13 protein-coding genes and 1 pseudogene are annotated in these 15,366 nt (G+C 64.3%); 7 read left to right on the top strand and 7 right to left on the bottom strand.

Annotated features, from left to right (window positions below; translation table 11 throughout):
• Positions 1-243 precede the first annotated feature (243 nt).
• Positions 244-930 (top strand): DUF305 domain-containing protein, encoded by a 687-nt coding sequence (locus BHQ18_RS06770; RefSeq protein ID WP_069413025.1) that lies wholly within the window; start codon positions 244-246, stop codon positions 928-930.
• Positions 931-951: 21 nt separating this feature from the next.
• On the opposite strand, the gene BHQ18_RS06765 is transcribed toward BHQ18_RS06770, so the two are convergent.
• The 3 genes from BHQ18_RS06765 to ripA all read right to left on the bottom strand — a co-directional run bounded on the left by BHQ18_RS06765 (position 952) and on the right by ripA (position 4,667).
• Positions 952-2,136, bottom strand: coding sequence for a HAMP domain-containing sensor histidine kinase (locus tag BHQ18_RS06765; protein WP_069412833.1), 1,185 nt, complete (start codon positions 2,134-2,136; stop codon positions 952-954).
• A complete protein-coding gene (locus BHQ18_RS06760; protein ID WP_069412832.1) occupies positions 2,133-2,888 on the bottom strand; it encodes a response regulator in 756 nt (251 codons plus the stop codon). The genes BHQ18_RS06765 and BHQ18_RS06760 overlap by 4 nt, the downstream gene beginning before the upstream one ends.
• Positions 2,889-3,257: 369 nt before the next feature.
• Positions 3,258-4,667: an NlpC/P60 family peptidoglycan endopeptidase RipA gene (gene ripA / locus BHQ18_RS06755; RefSeq protein WP_069412831.1), complete on the bottom strand. Its 1,410-nt coding sequence runs from the start codon at positions 4,665-4,667 to the stop codon at positions 3,258-3,260.
• A gap of 373 nt (positions 4,668-5,040) precedes the next feature.
• On the opposite strand from ripA, the gene BHQ18_RS06750 reads away from it, so the two are divergent.
• The 6 genes from BHQ18_RS06750 to BHQ18_RS06725 all read left to right on the top strand — a co-directional run bounded on the left by BHQ18_RS06750 (position 5,041) and on the right by BHQ18_RS06725 (position 10,475).
• On the top strand, positions 5,041-5,406 hold the full coding sequence (locus tag BHQ18_RS06750) for a BlaI/MecI/CopY family transcriptional regulator (RefSeq protein WP_069412830.1): 366 nt from the start codon (positions 5,041-5,043) through the stop codon (positions 5,404-5,406).
• Positions 5,403-6,323: a M56 family metallopeptidase gene (locus BHQ18_RS06745; protein ID WP_069412829.1), complete on the top strand. Its 921-nt coding sequence runs from the start codon at positions 5,403-5,405 to the stop codon at positions 6,321-6,323. The genes BHQ18_RS06750 and BHQ18_RS06745 overlap by 4 nt, the downstream gene beginning before the upstream one ends.
• A gap of 377 nt (positions 6,324-6,700) precedes the next feature.
• Positions 6,701-7,111 carry a putative copper homeostasis (lipo)protein LpqS gene (lpqS, locus tag BHQ18_RS06740; RefSeq protein ID WP_069412828.1) on the top strand — a complete coding sequence of 137 codons (411 nt, stop codon included), beginning with the start codon at positions 6,701-6,703 and terminating at the stop codon, positions 7,109-7,111.
• 103 nt (positions 7,112-7,214) lie between these two features.
• Positions 7,215-8,327 (top strand): PLP-dependent cysteine synthase family protein, encoded by a 1,113-nt coding sequence (locus BHQ18_RS06735; protein ID WP_069412827.1) that lies wholly within the window; start codon positions 7,215-7,217, stop codon positions 8,325-8,327.
• A complete protein-coding gene (locus tag BHQ18_RS06730; protein ID WP_069413024.1) occupies positions 8,327-9,589 on the top strand; it encodes an MDR family MFS transporter in 1,263 nt (420 codons plus the stop codon). The genes BHQ18_RS06735 and BHQ18_RS06730 overlap by 1 nt, the downstream gene beginning before the upstream one ends.
• 187 nt (positions 9,590-9,776) lie before the next feature.
• Positions 9,777-10,475, top strand: a complete 699-nt coding sequence (locus BHQ18_RS06725; protein WP_234794100.1) for a winged helix-turn-helix transcriptional regulator — start codon at positions 9,777-9,779, stop codon at positions 10,473-10,475.
• Positions 10,476-10,507: 32 nt separating this feature from the next.
• On the opposite strand, the gene ripB is transcribed toward BHQ18_RS06725, so the two are convergent.
• From ripB to BHQ18_RS06705, 4 genes and pseudogenes are all read right to left on the bottom strand, one after another.
• Complete coding sequence (ripB, locus tag BHQ18_RS06720) at positions 10,508-11,278, bottom strand: NlpC/P60 family peptidoglycan endopeptidase RipB (protein ID WP_069412825.1); 771 nt, start codon at positions 11,276-11,278, stop codon at positions 10,508-10,510.
• Positions 11,279-11,792: 514 nt separating this feature from the next.
• Positions 11,793-13,016 carry a L,D-transpeptidase gene (locus BHQ18_RS06715; protein WP_069412824.1) on the bottom strand — a complete coding sequence of 408 codons (1,224 nt, stop codon included), beginning with the start codon at positions 13,014-13,016 and terminating at the stop codon, positions 11,793-11,795.
• Positions 13,017-13,341: 325 nt separating this feature from the next.
• Positions 13,342-14,338 (bottom strand): annotated as a pseudogene (locus BHQ18_RS06710) (sterol desaturase family protein).
• Between the two features lie 47 nt (positions 14,339-14,385).
• Entirely contained in the window at positions 14,386-15,162 is a 777-nt protein-coding gene (locus BHQ18_RS06705) for a helix-turn-helix domain-containing protein (RefSeq protein WP_069412823.1), read from the bottom strand.
• Positions 15,163-15,366 lie beyond the last annotated feature (204 nt).

The following is a 15,366-nucleotide window of genomic DNA, read 5'->3' as shown; positions in this document are numbered from 1 at the left end:
CGCCTTCCGATTGCGGACAATCTACGTAGTGCAATAGTAGATGTGTGGCACAGAGCATCGGGGCGACGCTGGTATCGCCAGCGTGGCGCGGGGCGTACCGATGGGTCCGTGAGGGCGTCTTCATCAAATCTTCATCGGATCACGAACTGACCCATACTCGGATTCTTGAGGCTGGACCGAGGCGGCGAGAGCGCTTGCCGCATGGACGCGTGTGTCATGAAGGTGGATGAGAAAGGATGTGCGATGCAGCACAAACGATTCGGATTTGGGTTTGCGGCGTTGGCGGCGTCGACCCTGTTCATCAGTGCCTGTTCGAATGCGACAACTGAATCTCAGTCATCGACTAGCAGCACCTCGGCTGCAGCCTCGGCCTCGCCGAGTGCTGCGAGCAGCGACGCCACCCACAACGACGCTGATGTGAAGTTCGCCCAGGGCATGATTCCGCATCACCAGCAGGCGATCGAGATGAGCGACATGCTGCTCGGCAAGCAAGGCATCGATCCCGAGGTCATCTCCTTGGCGAACGACATCAAGAACGCGCAAGGCCCTGAGATCGAGAAGATGCAGGGGTGGCTCCAGGAGTGGGGAGTGCCGTCCTCGCCTGCACCTGCGCCGACCAGCGCCGCGATGCCTGGCCACAATATGCCCGGCCATCAGATGCCTAGCGGCGATATGGGCGATATGCCCGGCATGGGCGGCGGCCACGGCATGATGTCGGAAGCCGATATGGCCGCGCTGCAGAACGCGCAGGGCGCGGAGGCGACCCGGCTTTTCTTGTCGCAGATGATCACTCATCACAAGGGCGCAATCATGATGGCGCAGGAGGAGATCGAGATCGGCCAGTTCCCGGCGGCGGTGGAAATGGCGCGAGCGATTGTGTCCTCTCAGCAGGCGGAGATCGACATGATGCAGGGGATGCTGGACAAGTAACAGTTCTGGGGGGCGCGACGGTCACGTCCGAGCTGAGGCCGCCGTAACAGCGGATTTGTCGACGGGCGCTTCTGCGATGGGTAAGTCGACGGCGAATGTTGCGCCGGCACCTTGTCCAGCGCTCGCTACGGAAATAAATCCGTCGTGGGCCTCGACCAGCGCTTTGGCGATGGCGAGTCCTAACCCGGCGCCGCCGTGCTCGCGATCGCGGGCCGCGTCGGCCCGATAGAACCGCTCGAACACTCGGGTGAGGTGCTCGGGGGCGATCCCTTCGCCGCTGTCGGCGACGGCGATCCTCAATCGGTCGCCGTCGCGGATACAGCTGACGTCGACCGAACCGCCGGATGGCGTGTGCCGCAGCGCATTATCCAGAAGATTGCCCAGAACCTGGGAGAGGCGTTGCTCGTCAGCCCACAGCGGCGGCAGCGACTTCTGGGGGCGTAGGCGTAGTGCGACGCCTTTGCTGTCGTAGCGTTCCTGCGCCGCGGCGACGCACTGGCGCGTCAGGCGGTCAACGTCAATCGTGGCGTACGACATCGACACTGAGCTTTCCTCGGCTTTGGCGAGTGCGGCGACATCATCGGAGAACCGCACTAGCCGTCGGGTCTGGTCGCGGAGCATGGCCGCTGTCTGCGGTGTCAATGTGCGCACCCCGTCTTCGAGTGCTTCGATATAGGCCTCCAGGACTGCGACTGGTGTGCGGATCTCGTGCGCCAGGTCTCTGAAAAGCCGCTGTCGTGTCGAATCAACGTCCTGCAGCCGGGAGGCCATCTGATTGAAGGCGGTCGAGAGTTCGTCGAAATCGTCGCCCAGTCGCGGTGGTGACACCCGGGTTTCGTAGTTGCCTTGAGCGACATCGGTGGCAGCGGAGGCAACCTCGGTGATGGATCGTTGGAGCCGTCGACTGACGTAGAAGCTGACGGCAAGCGCGGCCAGTGCCGACACCGCCAGGGCGCCCCCGATGGACATGACCGTGGCGTAGGCGTAGGCCTCCTCGGCGTGGACTTCCTCCGGGGAGTTCATCGGCACCCCCGCGAGGTGAAGGTGCTCGCGAAATAGGGGAGGACCGACAATGGCGGCCACTACCGCGGTCGTCGTGGCCCCGGCTGCCAGCACGATGGCTTGGGCCGCCACTAGCCGCAGGCCTATACCGGGACGGCCTCGCCGCCGACGTCGGCGAGGTGGGGGTTCGGGCGGGGGAGTCACTGTCCTGGTCCCATCCGGTATCCGACACCGCGCACGGTGGCGATGTAGCGCGGACGAGCTGCGTCGTCGCCCAGTTTGCGCCGCAGATGGCCGATGTGAACGTCGACGAGGTGCTCGTTGCCGACCCAGGGTCCGTCGCGAACAATTTCCAGGAGCTGACGGCGGCTCAGTACATTTCCCGGGCGACCCGAGAGAGCTTCGAGAATGTCGAACTCTGTGCGGGTCAACAAGATTTGTTCGTCGCCGATGCGTACCTCGCGGGCGGCGACGTCGATACTCAGAGCTCCGAAGTGACGCGGTGGCGCGGCGGCATTTCCGGCGGGTGGGGTTGCTGAGCGCAGGACGCGGGGCCGACGCAGCATGGCGCGAATGCGCGCGACGAGTTCACGGGGGCCGAAGGGTTTGGTGATGTAGTCGTCGGCGCCGACGGTAAGGCCGAGGACTGTGTCGATTTCGTTGTCGCGGGCGGTGAGCATGACGACGTAGGCGTCAGAGAATGTGCGCAGCTGTCTGCAGACTTCAAATCCATCGATGCCGGGCAGGCCGATGTCGAGGATGACGACGTCGGGGTCGAGGTCGCGCGCGATCGCAATCGCGTCGACGCCATTGCCGGCCACGACCGCCTCGAATTGCTCGCGTTCGAGATAGCTGGCTACCACTTCGGCCAGGGGAAGTTCGTCATCGACGACCAACGCGCGGTACCCCTTCGCCTCGTGAGGCGGCGTGCCCGGATGGTGCTCCATGGTCATCATGGTGCCTGCTGAGGCGGCCGCGGCGGCGCGTGACCGTCGGAGCGGCGCAATCTTGAGCAGATCTTTACGAGACTCATACCGATTGCATCCTGCGGCTGGGTGACCCTCACTGGGGAGGAGGGCCTGTGATGCGCTGGCTGATGGACGTCTGCCCGAATAGTCTCGGGTGGCAAACGTGGCTGATTCTGTGCGCCGTTGTCGTGGTGCTGTGGGCCGTGGCCATTGCTGGTGCGGCGGCCCTGTTTACCGGTTCACGGCGGCCACGCCGCTCTGAACGACCCGCGACATGGTTGCCGCCGGTTGGCACCGGCCACGGTGGAGCGGACTGACGGGCCGGAGTCGTGGCCGCCTGGTGCTGGCCGCGGGGTGTTAGTAGTCGATCAAGCGTGTGACGTAGGGCGTCATGCCGGAGGTGCGCACGGGGGATATTTTCACCACGGATCCGGTGTAGGGCGCTTCGAGCATCATGCCGTCGCCGAGGTACATGGCCTCGTGCTGGCTGGCGTTAGGGCCGTAAAAGATGAGATCACCGCGGCGCATCTGCGATGACGGAATTTTGCGGCCGGCGTTGTACTGAGATCCGGAGTAATGATCGAGCTTGATGCCCACGCCGGCGAAGGCGTAGAGCATGAGACCGGAACAGTCGAAGCCGACGGTGTTGGCTCCTTGATCGATTCCCCGAGAGGGCCCGTTGGCGTTTCCACCGCCCCACGAGTAGGGGACACCGAGTTGTGACATGGCGCGTCGGATCACGAACTCCGAAGCTTGACGGCCATACAGGCGGGGGATGCGTCCGTTGGTGATTCCGGGATCTGCGGCGGCGGTCGCGGGGGAGAGGATGCCGAGCTTGGTGAGGAAGTTTCGGCCCATGTCGGCGGTGAGTTGCAGCGAGGTCGCCATGATTTTCAGGACGGCGTTGATGATGGCTATCGGATCGCCGGCCACGTTGGCGCTGGGCACCATTGGCAGCGTGGTGTCCCACTGGGCGGCTCCGAAGTTTCCTGGCGGTGCTGGGCTGGAGCGGTCCCATGGGACGCTGGGCGGCACTGTGGAGCCAGTCTGCGTGGCTGCGGGCTGGTGCGCGGTAGCCGCTACCGGCCGCGCAGCGGTGAGTCGGGCTTGCGCGGTGTCGCGTTCGGCGGCCAACCGGGTGAGGTCGGACTGTTGATCGGCGAATGCACGTTGCGCGGCAACGAGTTCGGCGACTGCACCGTCTTGTCGTCGTTGCGCTTCGGCCGCTGCTGCATCGGCGTCCAGGCGGGCTTGCCTGGCGGTTGAGAGTCGGTTGGCGCGTTCGGCCTGTTTCCGGTGCAGATCGTCTTTGACCCTGCTGAACGCGATGACATAGGTCTGCTGCGTCGCGGCTGCCGAATGGAGGTCTTCGGGGGCATCTGCCAGCGGCAGTGCGCGGGAGGGACCGTTCATGTAGGTCGAGGCGGCGAAGTCGTCGAAACGCTGCTGCGTGGCGTCGATGGCGGTCTGGCTGTCGGCCAACGCCTTTTCACTGTCGGCGAGTCTGCGGTGCGCCTCTGAGACCGCCTCGCGGGCAGTGGCAAGCTCCACCAGGGCTCGATTGACGCTTTCCTGTTTGTGCTGGATGTTCGCGCCGATATCGGCGACGTGCTGGTTGGCTTCGGCGACGGCGGCGACAAGTCCTGCGACGTTTTCGCTGTGGCCATCAGGTTCGCTTCCGTGGCTGGCCGTGGCGATGGCGGAGGGCTGAAGCATCAGCACTGTAGCCAGTGCCCCTGCTGTGAGAAGTGAGGTGAAGCGCCGCACGAATTCTCCTGTGGGTGGCTGCCGGTGGCCGAGAGTCGGTCGGGCAGTGCGCCGACGTGTCATGTTCGACGGCCTTGTAGCAACCGCATCTACGTAATTACTTAGTACGTAGTTGGAACGTACATCACTGCTGCATCAGGAGAAACGCCTGTCACAGTCTCGCTTCGGTAACATCTGAGCGGCCAGCCGTATTGCTCGTGGGCCCAGCTCCCTGGACCGGATTCGATGGCGCACGCCGTGGCGGATGAACTTCGGTGGCGCAGCTGCGGTGAGGTCCCTGGCATATCTGCTGATGGCGGCTACATTAGGAGGCTGCAGGGTGCCGCGCTGTGCGAATCGGCCACCTCGTCAGAGCGGGCAGGAGTTGCGGCGGATGGAACAGCGAGGATTCGGCGATCTCGAAGCAGTGGTCATGGACTGGGTGTGGGATCACCAGGAGCCGGTCACGGTGCGTGACGTGTTCGAGGACCTGTCGCAGCAGCGAGCCATTGCGTACACCACGGTGTTGTCGACGATGGACAACCTGTATCGCAAGCGGTGGCTCAAACGGCAGCGCAACGGCAAGGCCTATGTGTACCGGGCGGCGATGAGTCGTGAGGAGCGGTCAGCGCGCTTGATGAAAGCGGCATTCGACTCCGGCGGTGACACCAACACTGTGCTGGCATTCTTTGTCGAGCAGATGAGTGCAGAGCAATCAGCGCAGCTGAAGGCGGCGCTGCGTAAGGGGCGGCGATCATGACGACGGCTCTGTGGCTGGTGCTCTACGGCGCAGTGCTGGCGTGGCTTGCTCCCCCCGTACTACGGCGCCTCACCGGTGGCGGGGTGAGCCCGTCCATGGGCGTGGCCGCCTGGCTGGCCACGGTGGCCGCCGTGCTTACGGCGTGGCTGGCGGCAGTCGTGCTGGTGGTCAACGCGACATCGAACAGCGTCCTGGACGGCTCGGTCGTGACTCTCTGCCTGGAACTGTTCGGATTCTCCGATCACACGCCGCTGGCGGGACGCCTTGGGTCTATTGCTCTCATCGGCGCAGGAGTACTGGCCTCAGTGGTCGTAGCGCTGAGACTGGGACGCTGCCTGGCCAGGCTGCGCACCCGAAGCCATGAGCACGCACATGCTGCGCGGATCGTCGGTCGGCCCACCGAACATCCCCACGTCGTTGTCGTCGAGGCGGACCTTCCCGCGGCCTACTGTGTCCTTGGGCGTCCCCATGCGATCGTCGTCACCTCAGCGGCCGTGAAATCGTTGAACCGGTCGCAACTGAAAGCGGTCCTCGCCCACGAGGATGCGCACCTTTCAGGGCATCACCACCACATACTGATGGTGCTGTGTGCCCTCGCCGCCACCCTTCCTCACCTTCCCCTGTTTGCATGCGCACATCAGGCTGTGGCTGAGCTACTGGAGATGTGCGCCGACGACACTGCCGCTCGTCACGTCGGCACTCGCCCGTTACTCTCGGGACTGCTTGCGCTGGCCGGTCACCGACCTCCCGTGGCTGAGGGTCTGGCCGCGGCGGCAACGGCGGTCATCACCCGCGCCGAGCGCCTGGTCACTCCAACACGTCGGCACGTGCGGTGGCGTCACCGCGCTCTCCTGGTTGTCGCTATCGGCACCATGCTCGCGACTCCGGCGTTCATTCAGGTGCTCTGCCATCACTAGCTAGGTGCCATCCAGCCGTGATCCACGGGTTGTGGTCGACTGACGCATAGTGGTTCGAACGAGGACCTGCCGGCGGCTCGTATCTGAGTCCATCTAGCAAACCCTTTCCTGGCTGCCTGGACCCTGAGCCGTGGGCGCAAATTATCTACGGAGTCAAACCGTAGATGACCAGTGCAAAAGGCCGTGGCGCCGACGTCGGCCCCTTGAAATGCAACGTCGAAATAAGCAGTACGACAACGCCATCAGGCGAATGCGGTCACCACTCCGAGTGCTTTGCAGGGGCCGTCGAAGATGACTGTCGCGGGAAGATCACGACATGGCGTCAACTGCACGGCCACAACTGGGTTTGACGATCCGCTGCTACAGTCGGCTACATCGTGAGCTACATCGACGACAGTTTTCCGCAGCGCCGACGCGCACTCGTCGCTGTGTTTCTCGCGTTCTGGATCGTCATCGTGGCTGCGGAGTGGGCACTGCCGGGGACCGAAGCGGCACCAGCGCATGGACCCCACCCCCTTGCGAGCGTGGTGGGCGCGCCGGTGGCCGTACAGCTTGATCATCCGCACATCTCCCAGGGCGAAATCGCGCCGTCACTGGAGTCTTTCGCTGAAGCCATCCTGCCGCGAGGGACGGTCACGCTGATTGCCCTGGCCTTGGTCAGCGCTCTGGCGGTGTTGCCGGCGCTATGGCGTTACACGTCGATTGCGCCTATCCGCGGTCCTCCGCGTTCTCCCGTCGCGCAGACCGGCCGCGACCTGCTCGTCCGGTTCTGTATCGCGCGTCGCTGATCGGCTAGCGCCAGGCCCCTCCTTCTGGAACGGGACCGGTGACCGCTGCCCGCCATCAGTAGCCGCGCGACCGTCGCGGCGTCAGCAGAAGCGACATCCCGACATGAATCACGCCCTTTCGATCAACCATGCCCACAAAACAGACCGATTCGAGCACCTACGGCTGGGCCGCTACGAGCGGCCGGCCACTATGGTCGGGCAGACGCCCGTCCTGAGGATCGGAGCGCCCTTCACCACTGCAGAGCACGGCTTCTGGGCCAAACTCGAAGGTTTCAACCCCGGCGGAATGAAAGACCGGCCCGCGTTGCACATGGTTGAACGCGCGCGCAGTCGCGGAGTGCTCGCCCCGGGCGCTCGTATCGTCGAATCAACCAGCGGCACTTTGGGGTTGGGACTCGCGCTCGCGGGCACTGTGTACGGCCACCCCGTCACGTTGGTCACCGACCCCGGCATGGAACCGATCATCCAGCACATGCTGGCCGCGTTCGGCGCGCACATAGAACTAGTCACCGAGCCCCACGAGCGTGGTGGCTGGCAGCAGGCCCGCACGGAACGCGTTCAGGAGATTCTGGCCACCGATCCCCGCGCGTGGCACCCCGACCAGTACAACAATCCCGACAACGTAGAGGCCTACCGCGGGCTGGCGATCGAAGTCAATGAACAGCTGGGATCTGTTGATGTGCTGGTGTGCTCCGTCGGCACCGGAGGGCACTCGGCCGGCGTGGCCCGGGTCTTGCGGGAGTTCAATCCCGACCTGCAACTGATCGGCGTCGATACGGTGGGCTCCACCATTTTTGGGCAGCCCGCCACGACGAGACTCATGCGCGGCCTCGGCTCAAGCATCTATCCAGGCAACGTCGACTACCCCGCTTTCAATGAAGTGCACTGGGTGGCTCCGGCGGATGCGGTGTGGGCCTGCCGCACCCTGGCGGCCACCCACTATGCCAGTGGTGGGTGGAGCGTCGGCGCGGTCGCGTTGGTGGCTGGGTGGGCGGCGCGTAACAGCGACCCGGGCACGACGGTCGCCGCTATCTTTCCCGATGGCCCGCAGCGCTATTTCGACACCATCTATAACGACGACTACTGCCGCACACACGGTCTGTTGAACACGGTGCCGTCCAACGAACCGGCCACCATTGACGACCCGTTGGCGCACGCGGTCACGGCCTGGACGCGGTGCCCTGTGGTCGTCAACCCCACGCAGGTGGTGCGGTGATGACGCTGCTCTCCGGGTTCCGCAGCTTTGGCTGGCCAAGCCGCATGTTGATGATCAACCAATTCGGGATCAATCTCGGTTTCTACATGCTGATGCCCTATCTGGCCGGCTACCTGGCTGGGCCCCTGGGATTGGCGGCGTGGGCCATCGGGCTCGTTCTCGGGGTACGCAACTTCTCCCAGCAGGGCATGTTCATCATCGGTGGCACGTTGGCCGATCGTCTGGGCTTCAAACCCCTCATCGTGAGCGGATGCGTGCTGCGCACTGCGGGATTCGGGCTCTTAGTGGTTGCCGACTCGCTACCGGCAGTGTTGGTTGCCTCAGCGGCAACAGGTTTCGCCGGTGCCCTCTTCAACCCGGCTGTGCGGGCGTACTTGGCCGCCGACGCAGGCCCTCGCCGATTGGAAGCGTTTGCGCTGTTTAACGTGTTCTATCAGGCGGGCATCCTGGCGGGGCCGTTGGTGGGTCTGGCGTTAATGTTCGTCGACTTCAAGATGACTGCTGCGGCCGCGGCGCTCGTCTTCGCGGCATTGACCGTGGCCCAAATGTTCGCACTGCCGCAACGCACCGTGACTCCACCGCAGGAGAAGACCTCGATACTTCAGGACTGGCGGGCAGTCGCGGCCAATCGTTCGTTCCTGCTATTCGCCGTGGCGATGATCGGGTCCTACGTGCTGTCGTTCCAGGTGTACCTCGCGATGCCGCTGCAGGCGCGGTCCCTGTTTCCTCACAGCGACTCCGTGGTCACGGCGATGATTTTTGTCGTCTCCGGAGTCGTGGCGGTGATCGGACAGATGCGCATCACTCGGTGGTTTGCGCGGCGATGGGGTTCGGGCCGCTCACTGGCCATCGGAATGCTGATCGTGGCCGTGTCGTTCGTGCCGCTGATCGTATTCCCCGATGACGAGCGAGCCGGCCGCATTGCTGCGGCGACAGCGCTACTGATTGCGACAGCCGTGCTGGCGGTCGGCTCGGCTGCGGTGTTCCCGTTTGAAATGGACACCGTCGTCTCTCTGGCCGACGACCGGCTGGTAGGAACGCATTACGGCTTCTATAACACGATCGTCGGGGTCGGCATCCTGGTGGGCAACCTGGCAACGGGCTCGTTAATGCAACTGGCCAAAGAGGTTGGCAAGCCAGAACTTCTATGGGTGTTGTTGACGGTCATCGGATTACTGTCGGCAGTCACGTTGTACCGCCTGGATCTGCGGGGGCGGCTGAGATCACCAGCGGAGGCTGTCAACGGTGCGAGCCAGCGTTAAACGTTATGTCGGCGCGTCATCTACGTAGCAGCTACGTAGATGAGGGTAGGCTGTCGCGTACGGCGCAGTGGCGATGTGCGAGCGCGGGTTTGTTTCCTGAGCGGGCTAGGAGAGTGCTACGACGATCGAGTCGCACCGTCTTGTCGCTGGTTCCGTACCTCCAGCGGCGGCAGCCGGCCGCATCCGTGTGCTGCTGGTGGAGCCTCGACGCATCTATGCGACCACAGTGGCGCGACACCTGCTCGCCGGCGATTTCGCGGTGGAGGTGGCCTACTCGCCCGGTGCTGCGCTCACAGGATTGCGCGAGCGTGATCCCGATGTGGTCGTGGTGGGCGTCGGGGCGCAGGGGCTGAACAACGCCATGCTTGACCGCATCCGTCACGAAGCCCGCGTCGGCGTGGTTGCTCTCAGCGACGGCGACGTTACCCCGCTGCTCCTCACTGGCGGCGTCGTCTCGGGGGACGACATCGAGGCGCTGAACGCGCGAATTCGGCTGGCGCTAAGACATTGCCGCGGCGACGGCGGATCACGTGGCGGCGGCTACGGAGACAAGGCGCATCGTCGTGAAATCGGAGACCTCCGTATCGATGTGGCCGCGCGTCGAGTGTTCCTGCGCGGCGAGCCGTTGCCGCTCACCCGCACAGAGTTTGAGATTCTCTGCACGCTGGCGGAGAGTCCGGGCGAACCGGTGACGTGTCGTCACTTGCAGCTGAGCCTGTGGGGGTATGCGTCTGCCGGTGGCCGGTCCACTCTGGGAGTGCATCTGGGGAATCTTCGGCGCAAGCTCGGTGACGATCCGCACTCACCGCGGTATCTCCGTACGGTGCGCGGGACCGGCTATTGCCTCACAGCTGACGTGGCCCAGGCAGTGCCCGGTGCGTCGTAGCGGTCAGCTGGTGGGCCGGTGGCGGCCAGCGGTCAGCTTTCGATGATACGAACCACGTAAGGCGTCATCCCTGACATGCGCACGGGGGAGATCTTGATCGGGACGCCGGTCTGCTGCGCTTCAAGCATCTGCCCGCCGCCCAAATAGATAGCTTCGTGCTGACTTCCGCCCGGGCCCCAGAACAGTAAATCGCCCCGCTTCGCCTGGGCCGGTGGAACCTTGCGGCCGGCGTCATACTGGTCACCGGACCATCGGGGGAGCAGCACTCCGACGCCGGCGAAGGCGAACCGGGTCAGGCCTGAACAATCAAAGCCTACGGTGCCTGCTCCCTGGTCGACGCCGCGGCTGGGACCAGTGAGGCTTCCGCCACCCCAGGAGTAGGGAACGCCGATTTGTGTTCCCGCCCGGCGAATCACGTATTCGATCGCTTGCGCACCGTTGACCCGATTTCCGCGCACGCTCGATGACGGATTCGCGGCAGGACTGACGATTCCCAGGGTGCTGAGGAAGTTGCGGCCCAGATTCATGGCCGTCTGCGTCGCCATGGCCGTTGCCTGCAGGGATGCGTTGGCGATGGCCACCGGATCGCCGGGAGCGCCCGCGCTCGGCACCTTCGGCAGAAGTGGGTCCCACGGCCCGGCGGCAGGTTGGGCCGACGCGACCGGCGCGCACGCGAGAAACAGCAAGACCACGATGGTGATCACGCCGGGGAGCCGTCGAACGCGTCCCGCTAGCAGGATTGCGGGGTCGCAGCCCTCAGCGCGGGCGGCTGCCGCGCCCTTACTCCGTATGTCTGATCCCATGTCGTCTCCTCGGTGCACCGCGCGGTGAGCTATCACGCTCCAATAAGCGGGGCTAAATCGCATACGCACGGCGTAGCACCGAAATACGTAGCTTCTACGTAGAAAAGCCTAACTCACAAAAGCCCCAGTAGTAACACCAGTAACATAATTACAGTGGTGAAATTCGCCGAGAAGAAATGCTGCAAGTACCGACTGAAAGCGTGTCAGGCCGGGAGAACGCGCGTGAATAGCGCGCGGATGAGAGCGCTTTTGTGCGAGCTCTCAGAGGAGAAAGCAGGGTGGGCCGCCGGCGTGAGTAAGTAGCGAGCGAACGTCGGGCCCCGAGCGGCCATTCGCAGCGTCGTCGGCGGTAGCGCGTCGCCAGTGGTCATCGGGGAGAGTGGGCTCGAAGCCACGCAACGACAACCGCGTCTACACCAACGGCGTCTCAGGACCCATCCCCAAATGCACTGCGAAGGCTCGGGTTTCAGCGTCACCCGAACAACGTCGCCTCGGTGTCACGCGCTTCGGATGCTCAGAGGTTGGCGTTTCCGGCCTTCCATTGCTCCCAGGGAATGTTCCAGTCCCCGAGACCGTCGGTTCCTGACAGGGTGGGGCCAGTCGTGTTGATGACTTCCACGATGTCGCCGCGTCGGGTGTTGTCGTAGAACCAGCGGGCATTGGCTGGATTGACGTTGAGGCAACCGTGACTGACGTTGGCAATGCCTTGGCTACCCACCGACCAGGGGGCCGAGTGCACGTAGATGCCGCTGTATGACATTTGCGTGGCCCATTCGACTTCGGTGCGGTAGCCGTCGGGTGAGTTGACGGGGACTCCGTAGGTCGAGGAATCCATTACCAGGAATGAGTAGCGGTCGCCGATGATGTAGACGCCGTTGTCGGTGGGTGTCTTGGCTTTGCCCATGGAGATGGGCATCGTTTTGACGACTTCGCCGTTGCGGCGCACGGTCATCGTCTTGGTGGCGTCATCGGCGGTGGCGATGATTTGGTCGCCGATTGTGAAGCGCGTGGTGACGTCATCCTGGCCGAAGAGCCCATCGCCGAAGTCAACTCCGTACGCCTTGACTGACACCTCAACCTTCGTTCCGGGCTCCCAGTACTCGGCGGGGCGCCAGCGGACTTCACGACTGCTGAGCCAATAGAACGCGCCCTCAACCGGTGGGTCCGTGGTGACGGTGATCGCCTGCTGTGCCGCAACCTTGTTCGTGATGTTCTCGTCAAAGCGAATTGCGATAGGTTGACCCACGCCCACCGTTTCGCCGTCATTGGGCAAGACGTAGGGCATCGTCAAGTTTTCGGGTGAATGTGTTTCGAATGTTGCCTTGGTGCTTGTCGTTCCGCCGAGCCCCTGCGCCTGCGCCTGCAAGGTGTACTGCTTGTTGTAGCCCAGTGGTTCCGCCGATGACCAGGTGATGCCGTCGGGGCCCAGTTGCCCGTCGACAAGTTCGCCCGCCTCGTTGGTCAGCGATACTGGGCCGAGGACACCGTCGCCGGCGGTAACGGTCACGGGGGCATCAACAGCGACGCCGATGGCACCATCAGTGACCGACGCTTGCAATTTCGGTACGAGCAAGTCTGCGTAGGGGGTGCCCTTCTCGGTGATGACGTCGGGAGCGGGCGCCGCCGTGGGCGACGAGGTGCAGGCGGTCGCGATCAGCAGCACCGCCACCGCAAGGACGGTCGTGCGCAGCCAGTGCGTCGTCGCTCGAAACGCTGAGGGGCGGCCTCTCTGCGGCATGAGTGGGGCTCTCCGTATCGGGTTGTCGTCATCGGCTAACGGGCACGGCACCGCCTGGTGCGTCGCCAGGGGCCGGTCACGGGCGACGCTGCACCGTTCACGGGTATGCCTTTGAGTGTGCTCATGCGTCGTTTGGCTTTCTTAGTCTTTCGATGAAGATTCGATAAAGCCGGTGCGAAAGTGCTGGTGCCTTGGTGTGTCGAAACGGGCGCCGTCTGTTTGATGCCAGCTGAAAGCGGTGGGCCCGGCTGTCGTTGCCGCGGACCGCGGCGAGGCGACCGTCGGTTCGCGCGGCCCTGCCCCGGGAAATGACGGGGGCCGCGGGCTATAGACGATTGGAGCTTTGGTCCGATGGCGGTATCGGCGCGTTGCCGTCGGCCGTCGTGGCCGTGGTCAAGAACTCGGGGCTGCAGCCCCCGGCGGGCGTGAACGGGTAGATCATCTGCCGCAGATAGCTGGTGGGGTAGTTGGGTTTGGCGGCCATGCCGAGCTGGGTGGAGTCGAAGTGCCGCGTGCAGTCGTAGGAGGAAGTGCCGCGTGCAGTCGTAGGAGTAGGTGCGTAGCAGATGGTCCCAAACCAGGGTGAACAGGCCGAAGTTGACGTCGCCGATGCCGGCCCATTTGAGGTGGTGGAAGCGGTGGCATTCGTTGAGGGCCAAGACGTGCTTGGCGGGGCCGATGCGGTAGTCGGCGTTGGAGTGTTGCAACAGCAGCTGGATTGCCACCGCTAGTGCCAGTACGGAGGCCACGTCGACGGGCAGTCCGACCAGGATCAGCGGTGCGACACCGGCGGCCATCTCCACGGTCTGGTGGAGGGGGTGTTTCATCAGGCCGTTGAGCCCGTAGAAGCGGGTGATGCTGTGGTGCACCGCGTGAAAGCGCCACAAGACGCCAACTTTGTGGCTGGCGAGGTGGACAACGGTGATGCCGAGATCCGCGATCAGGATCGCGGCGAGGACCTGTGCAATGAATGGCCAGTTGTGTGGCCAAAGCTGGGGCGCCGGGACGACGGCGGCCAGCAGCGGGATGGCGGCCACGCCGGCAAGGATGAGCGTTTCGTTGACCGCGACGTGGATGCGGTCGCGCGTGCTGTCGGCCCGGTCACGGTTCCATGTCGCGTCATACGGAATGATCCGCTCTACCAGGAACGTCGTTGCGATCGCGACGGCCAGGACTGCCAGCAGCCAGTACTTCGGGGCGCTGGCGGCGCTGATGGCGGTGCCGACGCCGTTGAGGCCGACCAGCATGAACGGTACGTAGCCGTAGCGGGACACGGCTTGGCCTGTGCTAGCCGCCGCCGATGTTGAAGGAGTCGCGCTCATACGGTGAATCGTCGTGTCACCGATGCGGCGGCGCTTGAATGATCCGGCTAAAGGTCGGCGTCGAGGTCCCAGGACACGTGCCGGCTCAGTACTGACGGCGGGAGGCCGAACATCTCGCGCGTGGTTCGGGTCAAGTGAGCACTATCGCTGAATCCCGCACCGTGCGCGGCGCCGGTCAGGTCGTCACCGGCCTGCACCCGCATGACCGCGAGCCGCAACCGCGACCACAGCACGTAGCGGCGTAGCGGGATGCCGACCTGATCGGTGAACAGATGCGTCAACCTGCTCACCGACAGGCCTACTTGGGTCGCCAGATCGGTACCGCTTACGGGGCCTGCGGCGACCAGGCTGGGCAGGAGGCGGAGCGCGTCATCAACCGCGGGATGGCGTGGCGTCGCTTCGTCTGTGGTCAGGGCGGGCGCCAAGTGCTCCACTAGGTCGTCCACCACGGCGGCCAGAGTTCGTCGACGCGTCGGTGTCAACACAGGAGCAACGGTCCACCCGGACTGGACCGCGCGCCGATGCGCCGACCGCCCTGGCGCCGACTCCGGTTCGAAGAACACCACCGTGCCCTCTTGCGCGCCGACCTCGATTCGGTGGGGCGCATCGGCAGGCACGACCACTTTCATGCCGCGATGCCCCTTACCGTGCTTGTCACGCACCGTGAACGGTGCAGTGGCCGTCATGATTTGGACGGCGTGGTGTGCGTGTACGTCAGTAACGCCGATCGATCCAGTGAACGCCAATGCCCCTGGGCGCAGCAGCGCGGTCCCGCCCCAGCGTGGTGCGCCGGTGGTCTCACCGCCAGCCGGAGTCGTCGCCACACGACGATGCTAATGATCTCGGGTGGGCGGATTTAGCTGACAGGGCGATGAGCCGGACGTCGGCTGGCGTAGTTCGCCAGCGGCAAAACGGGGTCTGCGGCCACAGTCGATGCCGCCATTGTATCGAATACCCCCTAGGGGTACCGTACGGGTTGTCCCCTGCACGACTTTCATCGACTGGAAAGGCCTATCGCTCGTGACGGC

Source organism: Mycolicibacterium flavescens, assembly GCF_001722335.1.
GTDB classification, from domain to species: domain Bacteria; phylum Actinomycetota; class Actinomycetes; order Mycobacteriales; family Mycobacteriaceae; genus Mycobacterium; species Mycobacterium flavescens.
Note: the sequence above shows the minus strand (reverse complement) of the source record. Positions and strands in the feature narration are given on the sequence as shown.

Coding starts and splice junctions, on each gene's coding strand:
- BHQ18_RS06730 (WP_069413024.1), top strand. CDS start 8,327: ATGACGCTGCTCTCCGGGTTCCGCAGCTTTGGCTGGCCAAGCCGCATG.
- BHQ18_RS06750 (WP_069412830.1), top strand. CDS start 5,041: ATGGAACAGCGAGGATTCGGCGATCTCGAAGCAGTGGTCATGGACTGG.
- BHQ18_RS06770 (WP_069413025.1), top strand. CDS start 244: ATGCAGCACAAACGATTCGGATTTGGGTTTGCGGCGTTGGCGGCGTCG.
- BHQ18_RS06760 (WP_069412832.1), bottom strand. CDS start 2,888: ATGATGACCATGGAGCACCATCCGGGCACGCCGCCTCACGAGGCGAAG.
- BHQ18_RS06715 (WP_069412824.1), bottom strand. CDS start 13,016: ATGCCGCAGAGAGGCCGCCCCTCAGCGTTTCGAGCGACGACGCACTGG.
- BHQ18_RS06735 (WP_069412827.1), top strand. CDS start 7,215: ATGAATCACGCCCTTTCGATCAACCATGCCCACAAAACAGACCGATTC.
- ripB (WP_069412825.1), bottom strand. CDS start 11,278: ATGGGATCAGACATACGGAGTAAGGGCGCGGCAGCCGCCCGCGCTGAG.
- BHQ18_RS06745 (WP_069412829.1), top strand. CDS start 5,403: ATGACGACGGCTCTGTGGCTGGTGCTCTACGGCGCAGTGCTGGCGTGG.